Origin of the sequence: Leptolyngbya sp. 'hensonii' (genome assembly GCF_001939115.1) — a bacterium.
Taxonomy (GTDB): Bacteria; Cyanobacteriota; Cyanobacteriia.
This window is the reverse complement of the sequence record NZ_MQTZ01000059.1, coordinates 1-18,308: the sequence shown is the minus strand read 5'-3', so window position 1 is coordinate 18,308 and position 18,308 is coordinate 1. Positions and strand designations below refer to the sequence as shown.

Annotated in this window: 20 protein-coding genes and 1 tRNA gene; 9 read left to right on the top strand and 12 right to left on the bottom strand. The window is 52.4% G+C overall.

Annotation, left to right across the window (positions count from 1 at the left end):
* Positions 1-150 precede the first annotated feature (150 nt).
* Together BST81_RS24700 and BST81_RS24695 are read left to right on the top strand one after the other, a co-directional pair.
* Positions 151-663, top strand: coding sequence for a hypothetical protein (locus BST81_RS24700; RefSeq protein WP_075601180.1), 513 nt, complete (start codon positions 151-153; stop codon positions 661-663).
* Between the two features lie 38 nt (positions 664-701).
* Positions 702-1,172: a hypothetical protein gene (locus tag BST81_RS24695; RefSeq protein ID WP_075601179.1), complete on the top strand. Its 471-nt coding sequence runs from the start codon at positions 702-704 to the stop codon at positions 1,170-1,172.
* Between the two features lie 31 nt (positions 1,173-1,203).
* On the opposite strand, the gene ureG is transcribed toward BST81_RS24695, so the two are convergent.
* The 6 genes from ureG to holA all read right to left on the bottom strand — a co-directional run bounded on the left by ureG (position 1,204) and on the right by holA (position 7,678).
* Positions 1,204-1,797 (bottom strand): urease accessory protein UreG, encoded by a 594-nt coding sequence (ureG, locus tag BST81_RS24690; protein ID WP_075601178.1) that lies wholly within the window; start codon positions 1,795-1,797, stop codon positions 1,204-1,206.
* A gap of 2 nt (positions 1,798-1,799) precedes the next feature.
* Complete coding sequence (locus BST81_RS24685) at positions 1,800-4,571, bottom strand: GAF domain-containing protein (RefSeq protein ID WP_171974846.1); 2,772 nt, start codon at positions 4,569-4,571, stop codon at positions 1,800-1,802.
* 243 nt (positions 4,572-4,814) lie between these two features.
* Positions 4,815-5,561 (bottom strand): urease accessory protein UreF, encoded by a 747-nt coding sequence (locus BST81_RS24680; protein ID WP_075601177.1) that lies wholly within the window; start codon positions 5,559-5,561, stop codon positions 4,815-4,817.
* On the bottom strand, positions 5,545-5,997 hold the full coding sequence (gene ureE, locus BST81_RS24675; RefSeq protein ID WP_075601176.1) for an urease accessory protein UreE: 453 nt from the start codon (positions 5,995-5,997) through the stop codon (positions 5,545-5,547). The genes BST81_RS24680 and ureE overlap by 17 nt, the downstream gene beginning before the upstream one ends.
* Positions 5,997-6,533: a DUF4168 domain-containing protein gene (locus tag BST81_RS24670; RefSeq protein WP_083637072.1), complete on the bottom strand. Its 537-nt coding sequence runs from the start codon at positions 6,531-6,533 to the stop codon at positions 5,997-5,999. The genes ureE and BST81_RS24670 overlap by 1 nt, the downstream gene beginning before the upstream one ends.
* A gap of 155 nt (positions 6,534-6,688) precedes the next feature.
* Positions 6,689-7,678 (bottom strand): DNA polymerase III subunit delta, encoded by a 990-nt coding sequence (holA, locus tag BST81_RS24665; RefSeq protein WP_075601175.1) that lies wholly within the window; start codon positions 7,676-7,678, stop codon positions 6,689-6,691.
* Positions 7,679-7,790: 112 nt separating this feature from the next.
* Between holA and BST81_RS24660 the strand changes: the two genes are divergently transcribed.
* Together BST81_RS24660 and BST81_RS24655 are read left to right on the top strand one after the other, a co-directional pair.
* Positions 7,791-8,564: a DUF1868 domain-containing protein gene (locus BST81_RS24660; protein ID WP_253188480.1), complete on the top strand. Its 774-nt coding sequence runs from the start codon at positions 7,791-7,793 to the stop codon at positions 8,562-8,564.
* A 58-nt stretch (positions 8,565-8,622) separates the two neighbouring features.
* Positions 8,623-9,240: a cobalt-precorrin-8X methylmutase gene (locus BST81_RS24655; RefSeq protein WP_075601173.1), complete on the top strand. Its 618-nt coding sequence runs from the start codon at positions 8,623-8,625 to the stop codon at positions 9,238-9,240.
* On the opposite strand, the gene BST81_RS24650 is transcribed toward BST81_RS24655, so the two are convergent.
* Together BST81_RS24650 and BST81_RS24645 are read right to left on the bottom strand one after the other, a co-directional pair.
* Positions 9,226-10,077, bottom strand: a complete 852-nt coding sequence (locus BST81_RS24650; RefSeq protein WP_075601172.1) for a type II CAAX endopeptidase family protein — start codon at positions 10,075-10,077, stop codon at positions 9,226-9,228. The genes BST81_RS24655 and BST81_RS24650 overlap by 15 nt on opposite strands.
* Positions 10,078-10,106: 29 nt before the next feature.
* Entirely contained in the window at positions 10,107-10,520 is a 414-nt protein-coding gene (locus tag BST81_RS24645) for an AbrB family transcriptional regulator (RefSeq protein ID WP_075601171.1), read from the bottom strand.
* A gap of 458 nt (positions 10,521-10,978) precedes the next feature.
* Here BST81_RS24645 and BST81_RS24640 point away from each other — a divergent pair, with 458 nt between their 5' ends.
* Entirely contained in the window at positions 10,979-12,034 is a 1,056-nt protein-coding gene (locus tag BST81_RS24640) for a succinate dehydrogenase/fumarate reductase iron-sulfur subunit (protein ID WP_075601170.1), read from the top strand.
* 5 nt (positions 12,035-12,039) lie between these two features.
* Positions 12,040-12,216, top strand: coding sequence for a chlorophyll a/b-binding protein (locus tag BST81_RS24635; protein WP_171974845.1), 177 nt, complete (start codon positions 12,040-12,042; stop codon positions 12,214-12,216).
* Positions 12,217-12,348: 132 nt separating this feature from the next.
* Here BST81_RS24635 and BST81_RS24630 read toward each other — a convergent pair whose 3' ends face one another.
* Both BST81_RS24630 and BST81_RS24625 read right to left on the bottom strand, forming a co-directional pair.
* Positions 12,349-13,224, bottom strand: coding sequence for a Ycf66 family protein (locus tag BST81_RS24630; protein ID WP_075601168.1), 876 nt, complete (start codon positions 13,222-13,224; stop codon positions 12,349-12,351).
* Between the two features lie 351 nt (positions 13,225-13,575).
* Positions 13,576-13,698 carry a photosystem II reaction center X protein gene (locus BST81_RS24625; protein ID WP_075601167.1) on the bottom strand — a complete coding sequence of 41 codons (123 nt, stop codon included), beginning with the start codon at positions 13,696-13,698 and terminating at the stop codon, positions 13,576-13,578.
* A 221-nt stretch (positions 13,699-13,919) separates the two neighbouring features.
* Between BST81_RS24625 and BST81_RS24620 the strand changes: the two genes are divergently transcribed.
* Positions 13,920-14,204 (top strand): YggT family protein, encoded by a 285-nt coding sequence (locus BST81_RS24620; RefSeq protein ID WP_075601166.1) that lies wholly within the window; start codon positions 13,920-13,922, stop codon positions 14,202-14,204.
* Between the two features lies 1 nt (position 14,205).
* Here the strand turns inward: BST81_RS24620 and accC are convergent, their stop codons facing one another.
* On the bottom strand, positions 14,206-15,552 hold the full coding sequence (gene accC / locus BST81_RS24615; RefSeq protein ID WP_075601165.1) for an acetyl-CoA carboxylase biotin carboxylase subunit: 1,347 nt from the start codon (positions 15,550-15,552) through the stop codon (positions 14,206-14,208).
* Positions 15,553-15,641: 89 nt separating this feature from the next.
* Between accC and BST81_RS24610 the strand changes: the two genes are divergently transcribed.
* A tRNA-Leu gene (locus BST81_RS24610) sits at positions 15,642-15,722 on the top strand.
* 183 nt (positions 15,723-15,905) lie between these two features.
* On the top strand, positions 15,906-16,544 hold the full coding sequence (locus BST81_RS24605; protein ID WP_075601164.1) for a chorismate lyase: 639 nt from the start codon (positions 15,906-15,908) through the stop codon (positions 16,542-16,544).
* Between the two features lie 45 nt (positions 16,545-16,589).
* On the opposite strand, the gene purF is transcribed toward BST81_RS24605, so the two are convergent.
* Positions 16,590-18,119: an amidophosphoribosyltransferase gene (gene purF / locus BST81_RS24600; RefSeq protein WP_083637071.1), complete on the bottom strand. Its 1,530-nt coding sequence runs from the start codon at positions 18,117-18,119 to the stop codon at positions 16,590-16,592.
* Between the last annotated feature and the right edge of the window lie 189 nt (positions 18,120-18,308).

Here is an 18,308-nt window from a genome sequence, read left to right as displayed (position 1 = left end):
TCGGGACAACTGCCTCATGTAAAGTCAGGGGGCCAAAACCTACGATAGGCTTAACCGCGTTAAGGATACACACCATGAAGCGCCAATTAGTCACCCTGATCACAGGCACGATCGTCTCCCTGAGATCAAACATTCGTTTGAGGTTTTTCCATGGTTAATTGGTTCATGCCTACCGCACCCGATGGCAGATTGATTCCGAAGTTTCTGGATACGGTCGATCGCATCGGTGACCAACTGGGCCTCAATGTTCCGCCCATTGCCGATCTGGACGCTCTGCGACACCTGCCCCCCGGCACCCTGGGCCGCACCCTAGCGGATGGGCTGGACCAGGCCCAATTGGCTCCCTTTACGACGGGACCCCGGCGGAAACAGCTCCATGATGCTGTACATGTGTTGACCGGGTATAGCACGGACCCGATCGGGGAAGCCGAAGTGCAGGCATTCCTGCTAGGGGCCAAGTTCCACCCTGCCCATATTCTGCTGGGATTAGGCATTCTACATTTACTACGGCATCAAGCGGAACTGTCTGCAGCAATAATCTGGACACGCCTCGGGCAGGCATATCAGCGGGGACTGGCCTCGCATTTTGATGTCGATCGTTGGCATCCAGAAACCCAATGGCATCTTCCTCTGGCCGAGGTGCAGGCCCTGTATCGAATTTAATCTCGACCTTTTTCCACTTTCATCACCAGGAGTACTCTATGAACAAATCCATGCTGTCCGTTGCTCTGATAGGGCTGGCGATCGGGCTCAGCAGCCTACCTGCCACCGCTCGTGAAGTGAAAGGTCCTAATGGTGGAGCGGCTTCCGGAAGTGGGGTGGTGGTTCCCAACCGTCAGGGTGGATACAACGGCTATGGTCAGGGGTCCTATAGTGGACCCAAAGGCGGCAGTGGCAGTGGCCAGGGGCAATTCTCCACCAATGGCCAGGGCAGCGCCACCTACAGCGGCAGTGGCACAGCCACGGGTCCCCAGGGGCAGACGGTCACTGGAACGACCAGTGGCAGCGGCAGTTACAATTCCACTTCTGGCTACAGTGGCCAGAATACGACTACGGTGAATGGTAATACCTACAACAGCACCACCCAGGGTGGCTCTACGAGCGTAACCACTCCCAAGGACACCTACACGATTACCCCTCAGAAACCAACAACGACCCGTCGGGCTCGTTAATCCGAATCGTAGGAGATACAGCAGGGTCTATCTACAGGTGCCCCTCAATAAAAGAGACGACCTCGGAGAGTCCCTGCTGGGTCTTCAAATTGGTGAACACGAACGGTTTACTGCCCCGCATCTTTTGGGTATCCCGGTCCATAACCGCCAGATCCGCACCAACATAGGGAGCCAGGTCAATTTTGTTGATCACCAGCAGAGAGGATTTGGTAATTCCCGGCCCTCCTTTGCGGGGAATCTTGTCCCCGGCTGCGACATCAATCACATACAGGGTCAGATCCACCAGTTCTGGACTGAAGGTGGCGGCCAGATTGTCGCCGCCGCTTTCCACAAAAAGCAGGTCCAGATTGGTAAAACGGCGTTCCAGTTGTTCGATCGCAGCCAGGTTGATCGAAGCATCTTCCCGAATGGCGGTATGGGGACATCCTCCAGTTTCAACCCCAATGATCCGATCTTGCGCCAGCGCCTGACTGCGCACCAGAAACTGGGAATCTTCCTGGGTATAAATGTCATTGGTCACAACCGCAAGCTGGTATTGATCCCGCATGGATTTACAGAGGGCATCCACCAGAGCTGTTTTGCCGGAACCAACGGGACCGGCAACCCCAACACGGAGAGTGGGCATGGTTATTGAATCAGGTTCAAAGGGTCTAGAGATTGCTGTGGTAATACGATCGTAAAGCTGGTTTGGTGATTATAGCTCTGAACCTCGATCGTGCCCTGCAACCGCTCCACTAATTTTTTCGCCAGGGCTAGCCCCAGACCCGTCCCCCCGTGTTTCCAGGGATCGCTATTGGGAATGCGGTAGAACTTATCGAAAATCCGACTGCGTTCCAGAGCCGGGATCTCAACTCCAGAATTCGTGATGATGATCTGAAAACAGGCGGGATGAAGCACAAACATGGCAGGCTGAGAAGACTCCTGGGACTGCTGCTGTAGGTTTTCTAACTTCCAGATAGCCTCCGCCGCGATCGTAATCTCACATCCAGCGGGTGTATATTTGCAGGCATTCTGGAGTAATTCAGTCAGAATCCGTTCCAGACTTTGTAGATCGGTAATCAGAGCGGGCAAATCAGGGGCCACATCAATCCGGAACTGCTGCTGTTGTTGGCGGGTTCGTTCTAGAAAGGGTTCGGCAATATGGGAAATCCAGACGAATAAATCAATTTCCCTCAGGAGTAGGGGTTCGGATTCCGCATCCAGGCGAGCCAGATCCAGGAGGTCATTGATGAGGTTGATCTCCCGTTTACATTCGCTATTTAAAATCTGAAAGTACTGGACCAGTTGCCCACTCGTGGCGTTGAGTAATCCCATCCTTTCCAGCATAATTTCCAGCATCTGGGTCGCCATCTTAATGCTGGACATGGGAGTCCGCAATTCATGGGAAACCGTACTGAGAAAGTCATCCTTGAGGTGATTGAGACGTTCCAGTTCTCTCACCTGAGCCTGGGCAGTCTGGTATAGCCGGGCCTGGCGCAGGGCGATCGCGCAGTGATTGGCCACTTGCTGGATTAGACGAACCTCTTGTTCTGTAAAAACTTCTTCACAGTGTTTGAACAACCACAGATCCCCGATCACCCCCTGGTCACCCACAATCGGGCAGGCCAAAACGGCAAACAAATTTGGATTAAGGCGTAGGGTGTATGGGCGGGTGATGCAGAACTGGCTGGTCTGCCCCTGAAACAGATAGGGATAGATTTCGGGTACGGCACTCTCTGCAACCAGAAAGGTCATTCCCTGGGCTGAGCTGAGGATCCTGGTGTATTCGTAAGCAATGGTTGAAACGGTTTGATTGGCACTATACAGCCCGGCATCACAGCACTGAACACCCAATCCCATTCCTAATTCCTGGACGGCAGTCTGAAGAATTTGCTTCTCATCCAGGCTGTCTCGAACTTTGTCGGCAATCCGTTTCAGCAGGGCCTCAAATTGCAGGGCCTGTTTTAATTCGGCGGTTCGTTCCTCCACCTGATGTTCCAGAGCTTCATTAAACCGCTGAATGCGTTGATAAAGTTCTGACTGCTGAATGGCAATTTCTAATTGGGTTGTCAATTGCTGGAGCAGCTCAATTTCCCAGACCTGCCAGAGCCGAGTCTGGGAACAGTGATGTGCAATCAACAGGCCCCATAATTGTTCTCCCTGGAGAATCGGGACAACCAGCTTGGCTTTCAAATTAAGACTGTCGAGAAAGTCGATGTAGCAAGAGCTGAACCCCGCCGTATGAATATCTGCAATGGCTTGAATTCGCCCCTGGCGGTAAGCCTGCCCCTGGGTTTCCAAAAAGTAGGTGTCTAAAATTTGGTGGCCCAGCAGGGACGCCCATCCCGGTGCCACGGATTCTGTAACCACTGTGGCTCGCCAATCGGGTTCAAAGCGGAGAATGATCACCCGATCGGTATGTAAAAACTGCCGGACCTCAGCCACCGTTGTCTTCAGGATTTCTTCCAGGTGCAACGATTGGCGAATGCGCTGGGCGATCGCCATGATCATTTGTTCTCGCTCAGTCTGGAGACGCAGGGTCATCTCGGCCTGTCTGCGATCGATCAGTTGGGCAATAAATCCAGTAAGACTGTTGACCCAGGCCAGAAAGTGTTCGCTGGGGGGGACGGGTTCTGGGTGGGCCAAACTCAAGACCCCTAAGACCTTCTGGTTAACGCTCATGGGGATACAGATGAAGGTCTTAATCCCAAGCTGACTCAGGGTCTCATTGGAATCACAGACTTTTGACTCTCCAGGTGTATAGAGCTTCACCATCAGTTGGCCCGTGCTGGCGACCGTGCCGGAAAGGGTCTGGTTGACGGGAACCTCCAGAAGCTCAACTCCCGGAGGTAAACGGACTCCCTTACTCCCCGCAAAGACCATCATCTGGTGATCGGCATCGTAGAGTTCGATCGCCACAATGGGAAAAAGAGTCGCCTGACTGATCTTTTCCACAATCTCTTGGAACGCAACACTGAGGGATTGGGTATTCAGGGTGATGGCTGAAATTTCTTGGAGAGCCTGGAGTTCCTGATTACGGATATGAAGCTCCCGCTCAACTTGCTTATAGCGGCTGATTTCCTGGAAATAGATGGCGAGCTGCTCCTGGATGGGAGAGATATGAACGGCTAGCCAGGTATTCAGGGGTGGGTAATAGCCTTCAAAGGTTCGGCTAGTCTGGAGTTTTTGCGCTTGATACAACTCATGATAAAACGTTGAGCTGGCAGAATCGGGAAATTCCTCTCGGATCTTTTTGCCCAGCAGTATCCCCCGGGATCTCTGGAGCAACAATTCTGCGGGATGATTCAGGTAGATAAACCGAAACTCTTGATCCAGCATCACAAAAGCACCGGGCATGCTCTCTAAAAAAGCTGGTGCCTGTTCGTGAACCAGATTCGCCTCTACGGTTTGTGGTCTCACATGGTTTGACCTGGCAGTTTCATGCCCTGGAGTGCTGAAGACCATACGGATCTACCCACCTCAAATCTAACATTCCAAGAGGTTTTGACGGGATGGACTCGCCAGTCCTGGTGATGAAACGACATAGAAAGATCAAATTTCTATGGTTTCTCCCACGCCCCTGCCAACCCCTCGTTTGATTCATTGTTCCCTTAGATGAGGAGAGTTTATGAAATATTACAGAAAGTAAGCAAAACGTATAAATTAACTGCGAAACAAGCGGGAGTATTGTGTCTCATGTTGCATGCTGGCGATCGCCAGTCCCCAACCACAGCTTTCCAGGTTGTCATCAGCCAGGGATAGGATTTGGGCTGCAGCCTCCAGCAAGACAGGCTGGGTATCCATCAGGATCTGCTGGCCGATCGTCTGCCCCAGGGGGACCAGCCGCACCCCCGCACTGACCAGATTGCTGACCCAACTCTGGAGATAACCCAGAATTGCGGCCTGCTCTCCAATCTCCCAGACGGCAGCAGCGAGGCCAAACATAATGGCAAAATTGCAAGGCTCACCACAGGCTGCCCCTAAAGTGGCGAGGGACTGGCCGGGTGGAGCAGCTACGTCCCAATCCAGATCCTGCAGCAACCGTGCCAGGGCTCGTCCCATCTGACTACTTTGCTCCCGTAACTCCTCCGTTTCACGGAGTGCCGATAGCCAGGCGTTCCAGTAGCTCAGGGCTGCCTCGTCTCCTAATCTTGCCGCCCGATGCGCCCGCAGCATCGCGGCTGCTTCCAGGCGAACCGCACCATAACGCAGTTCCTGGCTGAGCCAATGGTTCAGGCTGAACCGATCGGTAATCACCCCGATCTGAACCAGGTGCTCTAACCCTTCGGAATAGCTGTAAGCCCCGACGGGCAAAGCTGAGCTAGAGAGTTGCAGCAGCCGCAACAGGGCCAGCTCGCCGATCGGACAAAGGCGAATGTTGGTGTTTTCAGGGTCAGTGACCGTGCCCATAAGCTCCCATTTCCGGGTAAAAGGGCAGTGACGCCTCCTGAACCTGCAGGCCCAACTGTTCCACCAGAGCCTTTAAAACCGCATCGGCAGAGAACCGGAGGTAGGTCGGGGTGATTTCCAGGGGAACATGGCGATTCCCCAGGTGATAGGCAGCCCGGAGCAGGTCCAGGGGCGTTGCGGCATGGACCGTCATCACCGGCTCTGGCTTGGCAGCCACCCGCACCCGGTAGGATCCCCTGGTCTCTCCCTCGGCTTCTGACTCGAGCAAGTCCCCATCCTGCAACACCGTACCTCTGGGCAGAGCCAGCAAAACAACCTGGCCTTCTGGGGCTTCAATGCGCAGGCGGCTGTGGGTCCGTTCTTCGGCAGAAAGGGCCAACAGAAAATCCACTTCCAGAGACGGGTTGGGAGGAACGCGTCGGGTTAAGGTCAGCATCAGAGGGTGGTGGTTGGCTTCTGTAATCGAATCAGTTCTGCCTGAACCCGCTTCTCCAGTTCGGGATCTTCCTGGACTTTCACGGTAATGGCATTAAACCGGGCAATCGTCAAACCACTCTCTTCCACAATCTTCTTAGAGCGGTTGCAGTACTTGATGGCGATCGAGCGGGTGCTCTTGGGTAAATTGTTCAGGCTATCTTTCTTGTTGCAGGTGACGGTCGGAATATCCCCAGAGCCGACAATTTTTTTGATTTCACTGTAAGCAGCCTGACGCAGGGGCTCGATCGTCAGCACCGCCCGGGCATAGCTTTTGAGCTCGGCATCCGTAACCGTCTGGGCCAGTGCCTGGGTGCTGAACGTCAGAGGGGTAGAGAAATTAGGCAGGCTGGGGATTAGCCCCAAAGCCACACTGGTTGCCGAAAGGGTGGCTACAGTACACAGGCGTAGCCAGACGGGAAAATAATCTCGTCGTGGCTTGGGAGACAGAGGCTCTCCCGTCGAAGACTGCGGGAGAAAAGGGTTGAAGGTAGTCATAACACTAAGGTGACAGGACGAAAAGTGGAACAACCAGGGAATCTAATTTTTTGAATTATTTTATTAGGACTAAGTTCCAGCGAGGAGACAAACTTTGTAATCAATCTACATCTTGAAATCGGACTGGCACGTACAGGCTTGCTTTTGCTGGGAAATTATGGGCTGCGACGACAAACCTGGCACAGTTCTATCACTTTCGTGTGTAAAATCAACAGTTCATCTGCCCCTCGTTTGAGCTGTACCTCTAACTCCAGAAGGATAAATAGGGCCTGCTGAAGCTGCTTCAGGCTAAGGGCACGAATTTCTTGTTTGAGAAAGTAAATCCGGTTGGGATTGTTCACTTCTGCGGCATGGGCGATCGCTCGCTCATCGGTTTCCCCACTATCCACCAGCAGTCGCACCCATAACCAGGTCCGGAACTGGCTGATCAGGGTGCTGACAATGCGGAGTGCCGATTCGTTGCGACCGAGTAGATCGGAGGCTACTTCCAGGGCTCCAGAGATATTCCCCATCCGAATCGCTTCCGCAAGCTTCAAACTACTCTGGGTGGTCGTTGTCACCAGGGCTGCGATCGCGGCCTCATCCACCGCTTGACCCTGCCCCCCCCGGTAGAGTTTCAACTTTTCCAGTTCCTGGTAGAGTTGTCGGGTCTCATTGCCCACCGCCTGGACCAGCAGGTCCAGGGCTGCAGGAGTGAGGCAGACCTCCAGTTCCTGTGCTACCTGTCGTACCCGCTGCAGCAGTTGATCCGTTTTCCAGGGAGGAATGGGAGAAAATTCCTGGATCTCAGCCTGCTTCTGCAGCAATTTGACCGATTTCAAACGGCCATCTGGTTTGTTCTGGGCGGTCAGCAGCAGCACAGAGGTCTCTGGCAGGTAGGGCAGGGTCCGTTCTAGTTCTTGCAGCACAGCCTCTGGGCATTGCTGGCCCAGGGTTGTGTTGACCAGCCACACCAGGCGACTGCCATTGCCAAAGGGCGGGGTCATGGCCTGGTTGAGTCCCTGGATCACGGGATCGGTCTGGTCTGGGAGAATCTTGTCATAGTTGAAACTGGCCCAGGCCGGGTCCAATGTGCGATCGTGCAGTTTTTTTACGGCCTGGGCGATCGCAAACTCGTCTTCTCCCCAATAAAAATAAATGGGCATGGTGATCAGGCTGGCGTAGAAGTTGCCTACAATCTAATAGGTTAAGGACTCGAAGGGCGAGGCAACTGGATTGGATGACAATTATCAGATTTATATAAACCGAGTGGTGCGGATGACATTGCCGGAAGCTTACCAGGCTAATGCTCAGCACATCCAACCATCTCCTAAATTTCAGCCCCAGTCTCCAGGAGAGCCGTGGAGGGCCGTGCCGTTTCCCGGCTACACCATCATCACGCCCCCCTGGGAAGATGAAGTTAAGAATGGGCCGTTTTACAGCCGTCTGAAACAGGTTCAACAACAGTTACTGGAAAAACTGCCGCCGAATCTGCTGATCCCAGTGCCGCCAGAGAGCTTTCACATGACTCTGGCCGATTTGATTTGGGATACGGCTTATCAGCATGCCCAAGAAAAGCCTGAGTTTGAAGCGCAACTGTGCGATTGTACAGCTCGGATTTTTCAGCAGTATGAATCGGCAGACAGACAGGTTCATGCCATGGGCTGGCAAATTTTGGGATTTCTACTCATGACCCGGGCGATCGGGGTTTGTCTGGCTCCGAAGGAGGAGCACTCCTATGAGGAGATTGTGCAGTTTCGTCGGGCCATTTACCAGAATCCCGAATTAATTGCCCTGGGGATCGAACAGCAGTACCACCTGACGGCTCATGTGACCCTGGGATACCTGGGAGATGTGCCGTCGGATCTGGATCAGGACAGTCCTGAATCCAAAGCCTTTGCCAGTCATCTGAGTCATACCCTGACGGACCTGAATCAACAATGGTTGAATGACGAGCCCCATGAGTTGCTGATCCATCAGGCAGAACTGCGCAAGTTTGACGATATGAATCGCTACTATCGTCATGAAGGCTGGCCCGTGGTCAAGTTCTAAGTCTGGTGCATGAGCCGACTTCCTGCAGCCCTCAAAAATTCTCAGAATCGGTAGCCCTATGTCTCTGTCCCTCCATCCCATCATGGAACAAAGTTTCGCGGTGGTCGATCGGGAAATTGGGGATCATTCCTTTACCCCAGCCGAATATGCCATCGTCCGTCGTGTCATTTACAGTACGGCCGATTTCGACTTCAAACACCTGATACGATTCAGCCCTGGTGCCATTGAGGGCGCGATCGTGGCCCTCCGGCAGGGCCGACCTATCATTACGGACGTGGGGATGGTCAAACAGGGCATTGTGGGGCTGGTCCGTCATACCTTCAACAATCCCTTGATCAGTGCCGTGGAAGGCGTGGAAACGGCCTTACCAGGAAGAACCCGGACCGAAACTGGCATGATCCGGTGTTTTGAGCAATACCCGGATGCAGTTTTTGCGATCGGCAATGCCCCTACTGCTCTGATAGCGCTCTGTGATTTGCTCCGGGATTCTGTTGTACAACCAGCCCTGGTGATTGGGGCTCCGGTTGGCTTTATCTCGGTGGTGGAATCCAAAGCCCTGCTGGCTGAAACCCCTGTGCCTCAGATCCGGATCGAAGGTCGTAAAGGAGGCTCACCCGCAACCGTTGCGATCGTCAATGCCCTTCTGACCCTGGCCTTCGATCTACGGGAGGGCTGATCTCCAAACCCACAATCCCACACCTGTGCCCACCATCAGCAAGAGCCCCAGGAATCCAGCTAGGGGTTTCTGGTCAAGGCCAGTTAACCAGGCTGGGGCTTGAGGAGGGTAGGTGATGAGTGCAGCCGTATCCAGGGTAACAATGCCCCAGACCCAACCGGCATGGAGCCCCCAGGCCAGCCCCAGGTTCCCAGCATCCACCCAACGGGCCAGGACCAGGACCATGCCCATGAGCCAGAGGCCGGGAAGTTGAGGGACAGCGGCTCGTCCCTCCCAGAGCATGTGGGAAAAGGCAAAAATCAGGCTCCCGATCGCGGCGGCTACCCCCGCAGCATAACCCTGTTGCAAGTGGGTCTGTAAAAAACCTCGAAAAATGAGTTCCTCGGTTCCCCCAACCCACATGGCCAGGAAAAACATGGGCAGGGCAACCGAAATTAACCGACCTGTTTCCTGGGGTTGCCATTGCATCCACCCCAACAATTTTTCCAGGGAAAACAGCACGATGAGACTGAGTAAACTAACGGCTAATCCCCAACTCAAGGATGTTAAAGTTCCTCGATCCCAAGCTAAGCCGTAGGCGGAAAAAGGGATGGATTGTGCTTTTGTAACCACCCAAAAGACCAGGGGGATCACCAGATAGAGGGACGCTAACAGGGGTAATTTCTGCTGGACTGTCAGTGGTTTGCCAGGATGCCATGAGAGGAAAGCTGCCAGCGGAATCCCGATCGGCAGCCACAGGGCTAACCACAATATAAAAAATACTGAAACCCCTGCTAAAGCTGGAGTCTCCGTCAGCAATTGTCCAATGAAGCTGATGACTAGATTAAATACCTGCATGGACAAGAAAGTGACCGAGTAGAAAATTTCTACTCATTTTCATCATCCTCAATGGAATCCTTAACCCCATTTTTATCACTATCCATCTGAATTAAATGGATATGCTTATAGCCTAGCTTAATCTCAAATACGTCACCCGGTTTGAGACCCATTGCTTGAGTGTAGGTAGCTCCAATAACAATCTGATAGTTTTTATGCACACTAACTCGATAGGTAGGCTCACGGCCTCTACCATCTTTGGAACTTTCTGGGCTTAAAGCTATACCCCTAGCCTCTAGTAAAGCACTGTAGAAATCTGCAACATTGACTCGAACTTGATTATTCTTTGCTACAGTGTAATACCCACAACGCTTTGCTTTTTCGCGTACAGGTACATCTGCAAGTTCTTTTATTCTTTGAAGCAGGGCCTTTCCCGTTAATGGAGTTGTCGCCGTTTCTGTCATAACGTTGCAAATATCCCTCAGTATCAAGGACTCATATCTAAGGCAGCAAAAAAGCCTTAATCACAGAGTTGACTTTATAAAAATATATCCTCAGATCCTCCCATATTGAAAGGATTTTTACAGATCATTATTACGGCAGGATGGGCGGCTTTATTCGGATGATGGGTAGGATCACCTTAATTTCATCTAATGATATGTCTATACTTAAACAAAAAGCTTTGATTGAGAGGCAGAGATCATCCCTCAATCCCTGTATGTTCAGGTTTGAATTCAAAAATCGGTACTGATCTATCATTGACTTCTGAATAATTACAATTACTTATCTAAACAGCAGATATTGGGCACCTGATGTGAAAAAATGCAGGGTAGAGAAAAGAGAGTTTTTCCTGCTTTTTGCCCTCAAAGGTGAAGCCCTTATGTCTTTTACAAAGGATTGGTTTTGGAGTTGAATCGTTCCTATGCAAGTTTCCTTCAAAATATCTCGACAGTCCCAAAATGCTTTGCCCTGGAATCAAACCTATGTGCTGGAGGTTGAACCAGGCTTCACCATTTTGGACTGTTTAAACCAGATTAAATGGGAACTAGATGGGAGTCTGGCGTTCCGGAAAAATTGCCGTAACACGATTTGTGGCAGTTGTGCGGTACGGATAAATGGTCGCTCTGCCCTGGCTTGTAAGGAGAATGTGGGGTCTGAACTGGCCCGTCTACCAGTGACTGGCCTGCAAGGGGAAAATTCTACGACAATTCCAGAGATTACGATCGCGCCCATGGGCAATATGCCCGTGATCAAAGATCTGGTGGTAGATATGCAGAGCTTTTGGACAAATCTGAAAGCGGTGGATCCCTACGTCAGTACCGCAGCCCGTCGGGTGCCAGAGCGGGAATTCCTTCAGACTCCAGCCCAACGCGATCGTTTGAACCAAACTGGAAACTGTATTCTCTGTGGGGCTTGCTATTCTGAGTGCAACGCCAGGGAAACCAATCCTGAGTTTGTGGGTCCCCATGCCCTAGCCAAGGCCTTTCGGGTTCTGGCTGATTCCCGTGATGGCCAGATGGATGCGCGGCTGGAAAAATATAATCAAGGTATACAGGGGGTCTGGGGTTGTACCCGTTGTTATTACTGCAATGCTGTCTGTCCTATGGATGTGGCACCCATGGACCAGATTGGCTATTTGAAGAGCGAAATTCTGGATCGAAAAGATGCCCAATCTAGCCGCTCCATCCGTCATCGCAAAACCCTGATCGAGTTAGTGAAGCAGGGGGGTTGGATTGATGAGCGCCGATTTGGGTTACAGGTTGTGGCTAACTCTTTTCGAGACTTGCAGGGATTGGCCAGTCTAGGTCCCCTGGGGTTAAGGATGTTAGTTCGTGGTAAATTTCCTTTGAGCTTCGAACCCTCCCAGGGGACTGAAACCGTCAAGGCCCTGATTGAGCTGGTTCAAGCGATGGACGCAGAGGGTGAAGCCCTATCCCTCGATACAGGGCATGCTGGTGAAATTTTCTTGAAAGGATAGCAACAATGACCCCAACTCCCCCCAACCCACCAGAACCAGACAACCGCCCAGAACCGGCCTTCGGTTGGACGGCTTACGCTGAGCAGATAAATGGCCGCTTCGCCATGATCGGCTTTCTGATGCTGCTGGTAATGGAACTATTTACCCACCAAGATTTTTTCACCTGGCTCGGCTTGCGTTAGGTTGATTCAGCGTGTCGCTCAGAAGCGGTCAGCCAGGCTGCAAGATTTCTTCTGAACTTTGTCTCCTGGCTTCTGTAGTCCTGTAGCTACTGCATTCCTGGTTGACCAGGTTGGCCCAAGCGTATTCAGAATTCAATCCTCTTGATCCCCTTCGATCGGCTCATAGTCAGCATAGTCTGCGGTAGCTGGCCGATCGATGCCAGAACGGCTGCGGGTACTATTGGAAGCTGGCCGACTCCGGCGAGGTTTGCTGGCAACATCGGTGATATCTCGGCTTTCTGAACGATCTCGATCAGTAGACCGGGTTGATTTCCGTTCGCTACGAGCGGAGCGGGCCGATGTTTCACTGGCTGCATCCCGATCTTCAACCTGGCTAGAAAGCCGATCTTCCAGAGTCCGGGGCCGCCGTTTACGGGGACGATCGCTCTCCCCTGGGGCTCTTTCCCCTGCAGCTCTCTCGTCTACCATGCGCTCACTGCCTCGATCTCTGCCGCTGCTACGAGTGGCAGTACGCCGCCGTTCCCGGCCTTCAGACTCCCCATAGCTATCAACACGATAGTCATCAGCTCGGCTATTGCGCGCATCTCTGGCTCCCCGGATGCGGGGCCGAACGGGCCGCTCATCGGCTGGATTCAGCTCATCGTACAGCTCTGCAGTTTGATATTCATAAGCCTGATACTCGTAATTCCGGCTGGCAGGTCTATCTTCGTCAATGATAGGTGTATTACGTTTTGCCTGCTCTGCGGTGACTCCCCGCATCCGGATGCTTTCAAAAGCAAAGAAACCTGCAGACCCAGCCAAGAGAAACTGCCCAAATTGAAGAATTGGGTCTAGACGCCATCCCTGGGACAGAAGAATCAGGCCGGTCAAAAGCCCGACGGCAGCAAAAAAAATGTCGTGGTCCCTGGAGAGCTCTGGACGAATGGTGCGTAGGAAGTAAAGACCCGCTCCCGCAACAGCAAGGGCAATTCCTAACAAACTTGCTGGATTTAATCCGAGGTTGATCATTGCACGTGACCTGAAATTCAATCCTATGGTAACGAGTCGAACTGAAAATCTCCAGATTAAATCACAACATTGATGATTGAATCAGGGGGACTTCTGAGAAGGTGTGAACTGAGGGGGCAACCTTGTGGGCAACCTTGTGGGCCATGTTGTGGGCCATGTTGTGGGCCATGCTCTGGCAGAAGTCAGGCGACGGATGTTACTGCAACTCAGAGAGTTTTAGCTCACCGGACTCTCTGTAAGGATTTCGCCTCCTACGACAAAACCTCAGTAAATGAGCAGGACAGGTGAAAGCCTGCGGCTTTTCCTGGCTTTACTGAGGTCTGTCCGGAACAGGCACGAATAGGAGAAGACTTAGGAGCGGCGGGTAACTTTATCTTTCTGACTGATAAACAGCAAACCAATAGTAGCCGGAACGACCACCACCAAAGCACCAGCAACCAGGCTGAGCAAAAAGTTCGTTAGGGAAGGAGTCATAAATTTTTTGCCTTATTTACAATGGTTCATTTTTTCTCATTTTAGTGGTTCGGTACACCCTTGAAAAGCCGATTTTAGGGACCATCGATTTCCGGAGGTGGGGGGCAGTCGATCGGAGGGAGCTTCTCAATTCCAGGCTGGATTCCATGATTTGTACTCCTGAAAACCCTTGTAGAATTGAAACATAGAAATCCACTAAAGTTTAGAAATTTTAACGGCCCATGACTGCTATTGACCTTGCTACCTGGATTATTGGCCCCCTATTAGGCTTGATGATCTTCCTGTTCATTTTTCGAATCGTTTTAACCTGGTATCCCCAGGTGGAGCTGAACCGCTTTCCAGTCAGCCTAATCGTCTGGCCCACCGAACCATTTTTGGCCCCCTCTCGAAAAATTGTCTCTCCGATCGGCGGCGTCGATATCACCCCGATTCTCTGGGTGGGCCTCTTCAGTTTTGCCAGAGAAATTCTGTTAGGCCAGCAGGGGTTGTTGAGAATCCTGTTCTAAACTACTTCCGCATCAGTTGCTCCACAAAGTTGGTGTAGACTTCACCCGCCTGAAATTCCGGGGTCTCCAGAACGCGCTGGTGGAAGCCGATCGTGGTGGGTAAGCCGGTGATAGCGAACTCCCGGAGGGCTCGCTGCAATCGCTTGATGGCAGTGGGCCGATCGTGACCCCAGACAATCAGCTTACCGATCAGGGAGTCATAGTAAGGGGGGATTTCGTAATCGGTGTAAACGTGGGAATCAACCCGAACACCCGGACCACCGGGCGGGAGGTAGCCACTGATGCGCCCCGGACTGGGGCGGAAATTGTACTCCGGGTCCTCTGCATTGACCCGGCATTCGATCGCATGGCCCCTGAAGAGAACTTCCTCCTGGGTTACCTGCAGGCGTTCCCCCTGGGCCACCCGAATTTGTTCAGCAATCAGATCTATCCCCGTGATCATTTCTGTGACGGGATGTTCTACCTGAATCCGGGTGTTCATTTCCATGAAATAAAACTGGCCAGATTGGTCCAGGAGAAATTCAATCGTCCCAGCTCCCACGTAATTGATATATTTAGCGACCCGAACTGCTGCAGATCCCATCTTTTCTCGCAATTCTGGGCTTAATGCAGGGCTGGGGGCTTCTTCAAGCAACTTCTGATGGCGGCGCTGAATGGAACAGTCTCGCTCTCCCAGGTGGATCACATTCCCGTAACTATCGGCTAGGATCTGAAATTCAATATGGCGGGGACGTTCGACAAACTTTTCCAGATAAACGCCGGGATTACCAAAGGCAGCTTCGGCTTCCCCCTGGGCAGCCAGGAATAGTTTCACCAGATCCGCCTCTTCCCGCACCAAACGCATCCCCCGGCCTCCGCCCCCGGCGGTTGCCTTAATCATGACAGGGTAGCCAATCTGATGGGCAATCTTGAGGGCTTCCTGTTCATCGGTCAGCAGTCCATCACTCCCAGGAACAGTGGGAACCCCCGCCCGTTGAGCTGTTTCTTTGGCTGTGGATTTATCCCCCATGGCCCGAATAGCTTCAGCGGTCGGACCTATAAAGGCAATTTTATGATCGGCACAAATCTCGGCAAAGCGGGCATTCTCGGCCAGAAAACCATAGCCGGGATGGATAGCCGTTGCATTTCGGGTCAGGGCAGCAGCAATAATATTGGGAATGTTTAGGTAACTCTTGCTACTGGGAGCATCCCCAATACAGACGGCTTCGTCAGCGAGTTGAACATGGAGGGCGTGGCGATCGACCGTAGAATGTACTGCAACTGTCGTAATCCCCATTTCGGCACAGGTACGCAAAATTCGCAGTGCAATTTCCCCTCGGTTCGCAATTAAGATCTTCGAAAAACGCATCTTTTCTACGGCAGATAGACAGAACTACCATTCACATCAGAATTGATTCTACGCTGATTACCGTTTTTATATACAATCTAAAGAGACCTGCGGATGTGGCGGAATTGGTATACGCGCACGTTTGAGGGGCGTGTGGCTTTGCCTTGCGAGTTCGAGTCTCGCCATCCGCATATGAACTGCCCCAAAAAGACAGTTTTCCCTGGGGGCTTGGGTGGCTTTTGCCGCCCAAGATGTTCCAGCTATCCCTGAAATGAGTTTGGCCCTGAACACTTGAGCCAGAGTTGAGACCAGGGTGCTGTACTCCATCCTGGCGAAGTCGCTATAATGGGCATTGAAAAGTTTTGTAAAGAACATTGACTTCAACTCTCGGATCTACGCTTAGGCTCCGTCCAGCTGCGACCTGGCATGCCCTAGAGCCCCTCTGGCAGGGGGATGAGCCGATTGTTCAGGCCGGGTTGCCCCATACTCAGATGGCACCCGCCTGGCAGATGTTGCTTTTGGGGGATGGGTCTCCCACCCGCCATCTTCAACTCCTCACAGGCCAGCCAACGGAGGTAGACGTGATTGATATGTCTCCGATCGGGATGGATTCCGATCGGGCTCCGGATTCGATTTTGGCTGTTCCAGGGCCACGGATTCGGCGGCAAGTCTGGTTGCGGACGCCCTCCGGTGAGCGGCTTGCCTATGCCACCTCCTGGTGGGAAGCCAGCCATGTGGACGAATACCTGCAAAATCGATCTTTGCCGATTTGGGCCAGTCTGGCCCGCCTACGAACGGAACTGTATCGGGATGTGCAGGGCCTCTGCTACGGCCACTCTGCTGCCTTGGAGGCCGCTTTTGGATATCCAGGGCCTTTCTGGGGTCGCCATTACCTGTTCTGGCATCACCGGCAACCCCTGACCCTGATTTACGAAGTGTTTTCCCCCTACCTGATCCGTTACCTGGGGCCTATGCAGATGGGGACAGAGGGCTGTAAAGACGCACATATGTAAAGACGCGATTAATCGCGTCTTTACATGCAGCAGGATGTCATGAAATTAGGTGGGGACTTTCTCTAGAGCCAGTTTGGTCCGTTTGACCGGGTCAGGGATGGGGATGGGATAGTCGCCGGTAAAGCAGGCTGAGCAAAATTGCCCTGGTTCTTCTCGGGTCGCGAGTAACATGCCCTCCCAACTCAGATAGGCAAGGCTATCTACGCCGATTTGTTCCGTAATTTCAGCCACGGATTTAGTCGCTGCAATGAGCTGATTCTGGCTGTCTGTATCGATCCCATAAAAACAGGGGTGGGTCACGGGAGGAGAAGAAATTCGCATGTGAACCTCGGTTGCCCCTGCATCTCGCAACGCTTTCACAATCTTGCGACTGGTGGTTCCCCGCACGATCGAGTCATCCACAATAATGACACGCTTGCCGACCAGCACATCTCGTAGGGGATTTAGTTTCATCCGAATCCCAGATTCCCGCATCGCCTGGGTTGGCTGAATAAAGGTACGACCGACATAGCGATTTTTAATTAGCCCTTCCCCGTAGGGAATACCAGAAGCCTGGGAATAGCCGATCGCTGCCGGAACACCCGAATCAGGCACAGGAATGACCAAATCTGCTGTGACTGGAGCCTCTTCCGCCAACCGTTGCCCGATCCGGATCCGATAGCTATACAGGCTTTCGTGGTGCATGATGCTATCAGGTCGAGCAAAGTAAATCATTTCAAAAATGCAAAGCTTTTGCTGGGGTTTGTGGGTCCAATGAAAGGAGGCCAACCCTTCCTCCGTAATCCAGACCAACTCCCCTGGCTCGACATCCCGCAGATAATCAGCCCCAATAATATCCAGGGCACAGGTTTCAGAAGCCAGGACATAGCGGATGGGCACTCCAGCTTTACTGGCTGGCAAGGTCCCTATAACCAGAGGACGAATCCCATGGGAATCCCGCACCCCCATCACCCCGATCTGAGTACCAATGACCAGGCTAAAGGCCCCCTCACAACGGTGAAAAGCGGTAATGGCCCCTTCCAGCCAATCTTTGCCACTGTTGACTGCTTCCGAAATCGCAAAGGCAATTAACTCTGAATCAGTGGTAGTCAGGAGGGTATGGTTACGCTCCAGCAACTCTTCCCGTAACTTCGCTGCATTAACCAGATTGCCATTATGGGCTAACGCCAGAGAACCCAAGCGGGTGGAAACAACGGCAGGTTGAGCATTCACCACCCGGCTGGACCCTGTAGTGGAATAGCGGGTATGGCCGATCGCAATCGTCCCTTTCAACTTTGCTAGCACGGACTCATTGAAAACCTGGGATACCAGCCCCATTTCCTTATGCAAAGAAATTTCATCACCTGCAAAGGTTGCAATCCCTGCAGATTCCTGACCTCGATGCTGGAGCGCATAGAGCCCAAAATAAGTCAGCTTCGCAACATCTTCCTCGGGGGCATAAACCCCAAAAACTCCACAGGCTTCTTCCGGTTTATCTACTTGCTGGTCACAGGACTCAGCTCCAGGGTCGGGGTCAGCAGGGATGGCTAGAAAGGGGACTTCGGATGTCGAGGTGGAAGGATGATCGGGAATCATGCGGCGGGCTTGCTCCTAAAAGTTAGAGGTCCAGGACAGAGAAAACATTGTATCCATGAACAAGATTTAACATTAATCTTATGTTTTCTTAAAACTTCTATGGGATCTTATGGCCCGTATCCTTGCTGACTCATCCCTAATGTGAGAGTTACATCGATTAATCAATGGACAAGCGGCGATCGATCGCAG

What these genes read in the sequence shown, in the direction of transcription:
- purF (WP_083637071.1), bottom strand. Translation starts at nt 18,119, where the DNA reads ATGATTCCCGATCATCCTTCCACCTCGACATCCGAAGTCCCCTTTCTA.
- BST81_RS24620 (WP_075601166.1), top strand. Translation starts at nt 13,920, where the DNA reads ATGACTGCTATTGACCTTGCTACCTGGATTATTGGCCCCCTATTAGGC.
- BST81_RS24635 (WP_171974845.1), top strand. Translation starts at nt 12,040, where the DNA reads ATGACCCCAACTCCCCCCAACCCACCAGAACCAGACAACCGCCCAGAA.
- BST81_RS24700 (WP_075601180.1), top strand. Translation starts at nt 151, where the DNA reads ATGGTTAATTGGTTCATGCCTACCGCACCCGATGGCAGATTGATTCCG.
- BST81_RS24650 (WP_075601172.1), bottom strand. Translation starts at nt 10,077, where the DNA reads ATGCAGGTATTTAATCTAGTCATCAGCTTCATTGGACAATTGCTGACG.
- BST81_RS24640 (WP_075601170.1), top strand. Translation starts at nt 10,979, where the DNA reads ATGCAAGTTTCCTTCAAAATATCTCGACAGTCCCAAAATGCTTTGCCC.
- BST81_RS24680 (WP_075601177.1), bottom strand. Translation starts at nt 5,561, where the DNA reads ATGGGCACGGTCACTGACCCTGAAAACACCAACATTCGCCTTTGTCCG.
- accC (WP_075601165.1), bottom strand. Translation starts at nt 15,552, where the DNA reads ATGCGTTTTTCGAAGATCTTAATTGCGAACCGAGGGGAAATTGCACTG.
- ureG (WP_075601178.1), bottom strand. Translation starts at nt 1,797, where the DNA reads ATGCCCACTCTCCGTGTTGGGGTTGCCGGTCCCGTTGGTTCCGGCAAA.
- BST81_RS24660 (WP_253188480.1), top strand. Translation starts at nt 7,791, where the DNA reads ATGACATTGCCGGAAGCTTACCAGGCTAATGCTCAGCACATCCAACCA.
- holA (WP_075601175.1), bottom strand. Translation starts at nt 7,678, where the DNA reads ATGCCCATTTATTTTTATTGGGGAGAAGACGAGTTTGCGATCGCCCAG.
- BST81_RS24655 (WP_075601173.1), top strand. Translation starts at nt 8,623, where the DNA reads ATGTCTCTGTCCCTCCATCCCATCATGGAACAAAGTTTCGCGGTGGTC.
- BST81_RS24670 (WP_083637072.1), bottom strand. Translation starts at nt 6,533, where the DNA reads ATGACTACCTTCAACCCTTTTCTCCCGCAGTCTTCGACGGGAGAGCCT.
- BST81_RS24630 (WP_075601168.1), bottom strand. Translation starts at nt 13,224, where the DNA reads ATGATCAACCTCGGATTAAATCCAGCAAGTTTGTTAGGAATTGCCCTT.
- ureE (WP_075601176.1), bottom strand. Translation starts at nt 5,997, where the DNA reads ATGCTGACCTTAACCCGACGCGTTCCTCCCAACCCGTCTCTGGAAGTG.
- BST81_RS24695 (WP_075601179.1), top strand. Translation starts at nt 702, where the DNA reads ATGAACAAATCCATGCTGTCCGTTGCTCTGATAGGGCTGGCGATCGGG.
- BST81_RS24625 (WP_075601167.1), bottom strand. Translation starts at nt 13,698, where the DNA reads ATGACTCCTTCCCTAACGAACTTTTTGCTCAGCCTGGTTGCTGGTGCT.
- BST81_RS24645 (WP_075601171.1), bottom strand. Translation starts at nt 10,520, where the DNA reads ATGACAGAAACGGCGACAACTCCATTAACGGGAAAGGCCCTGCTTCAA.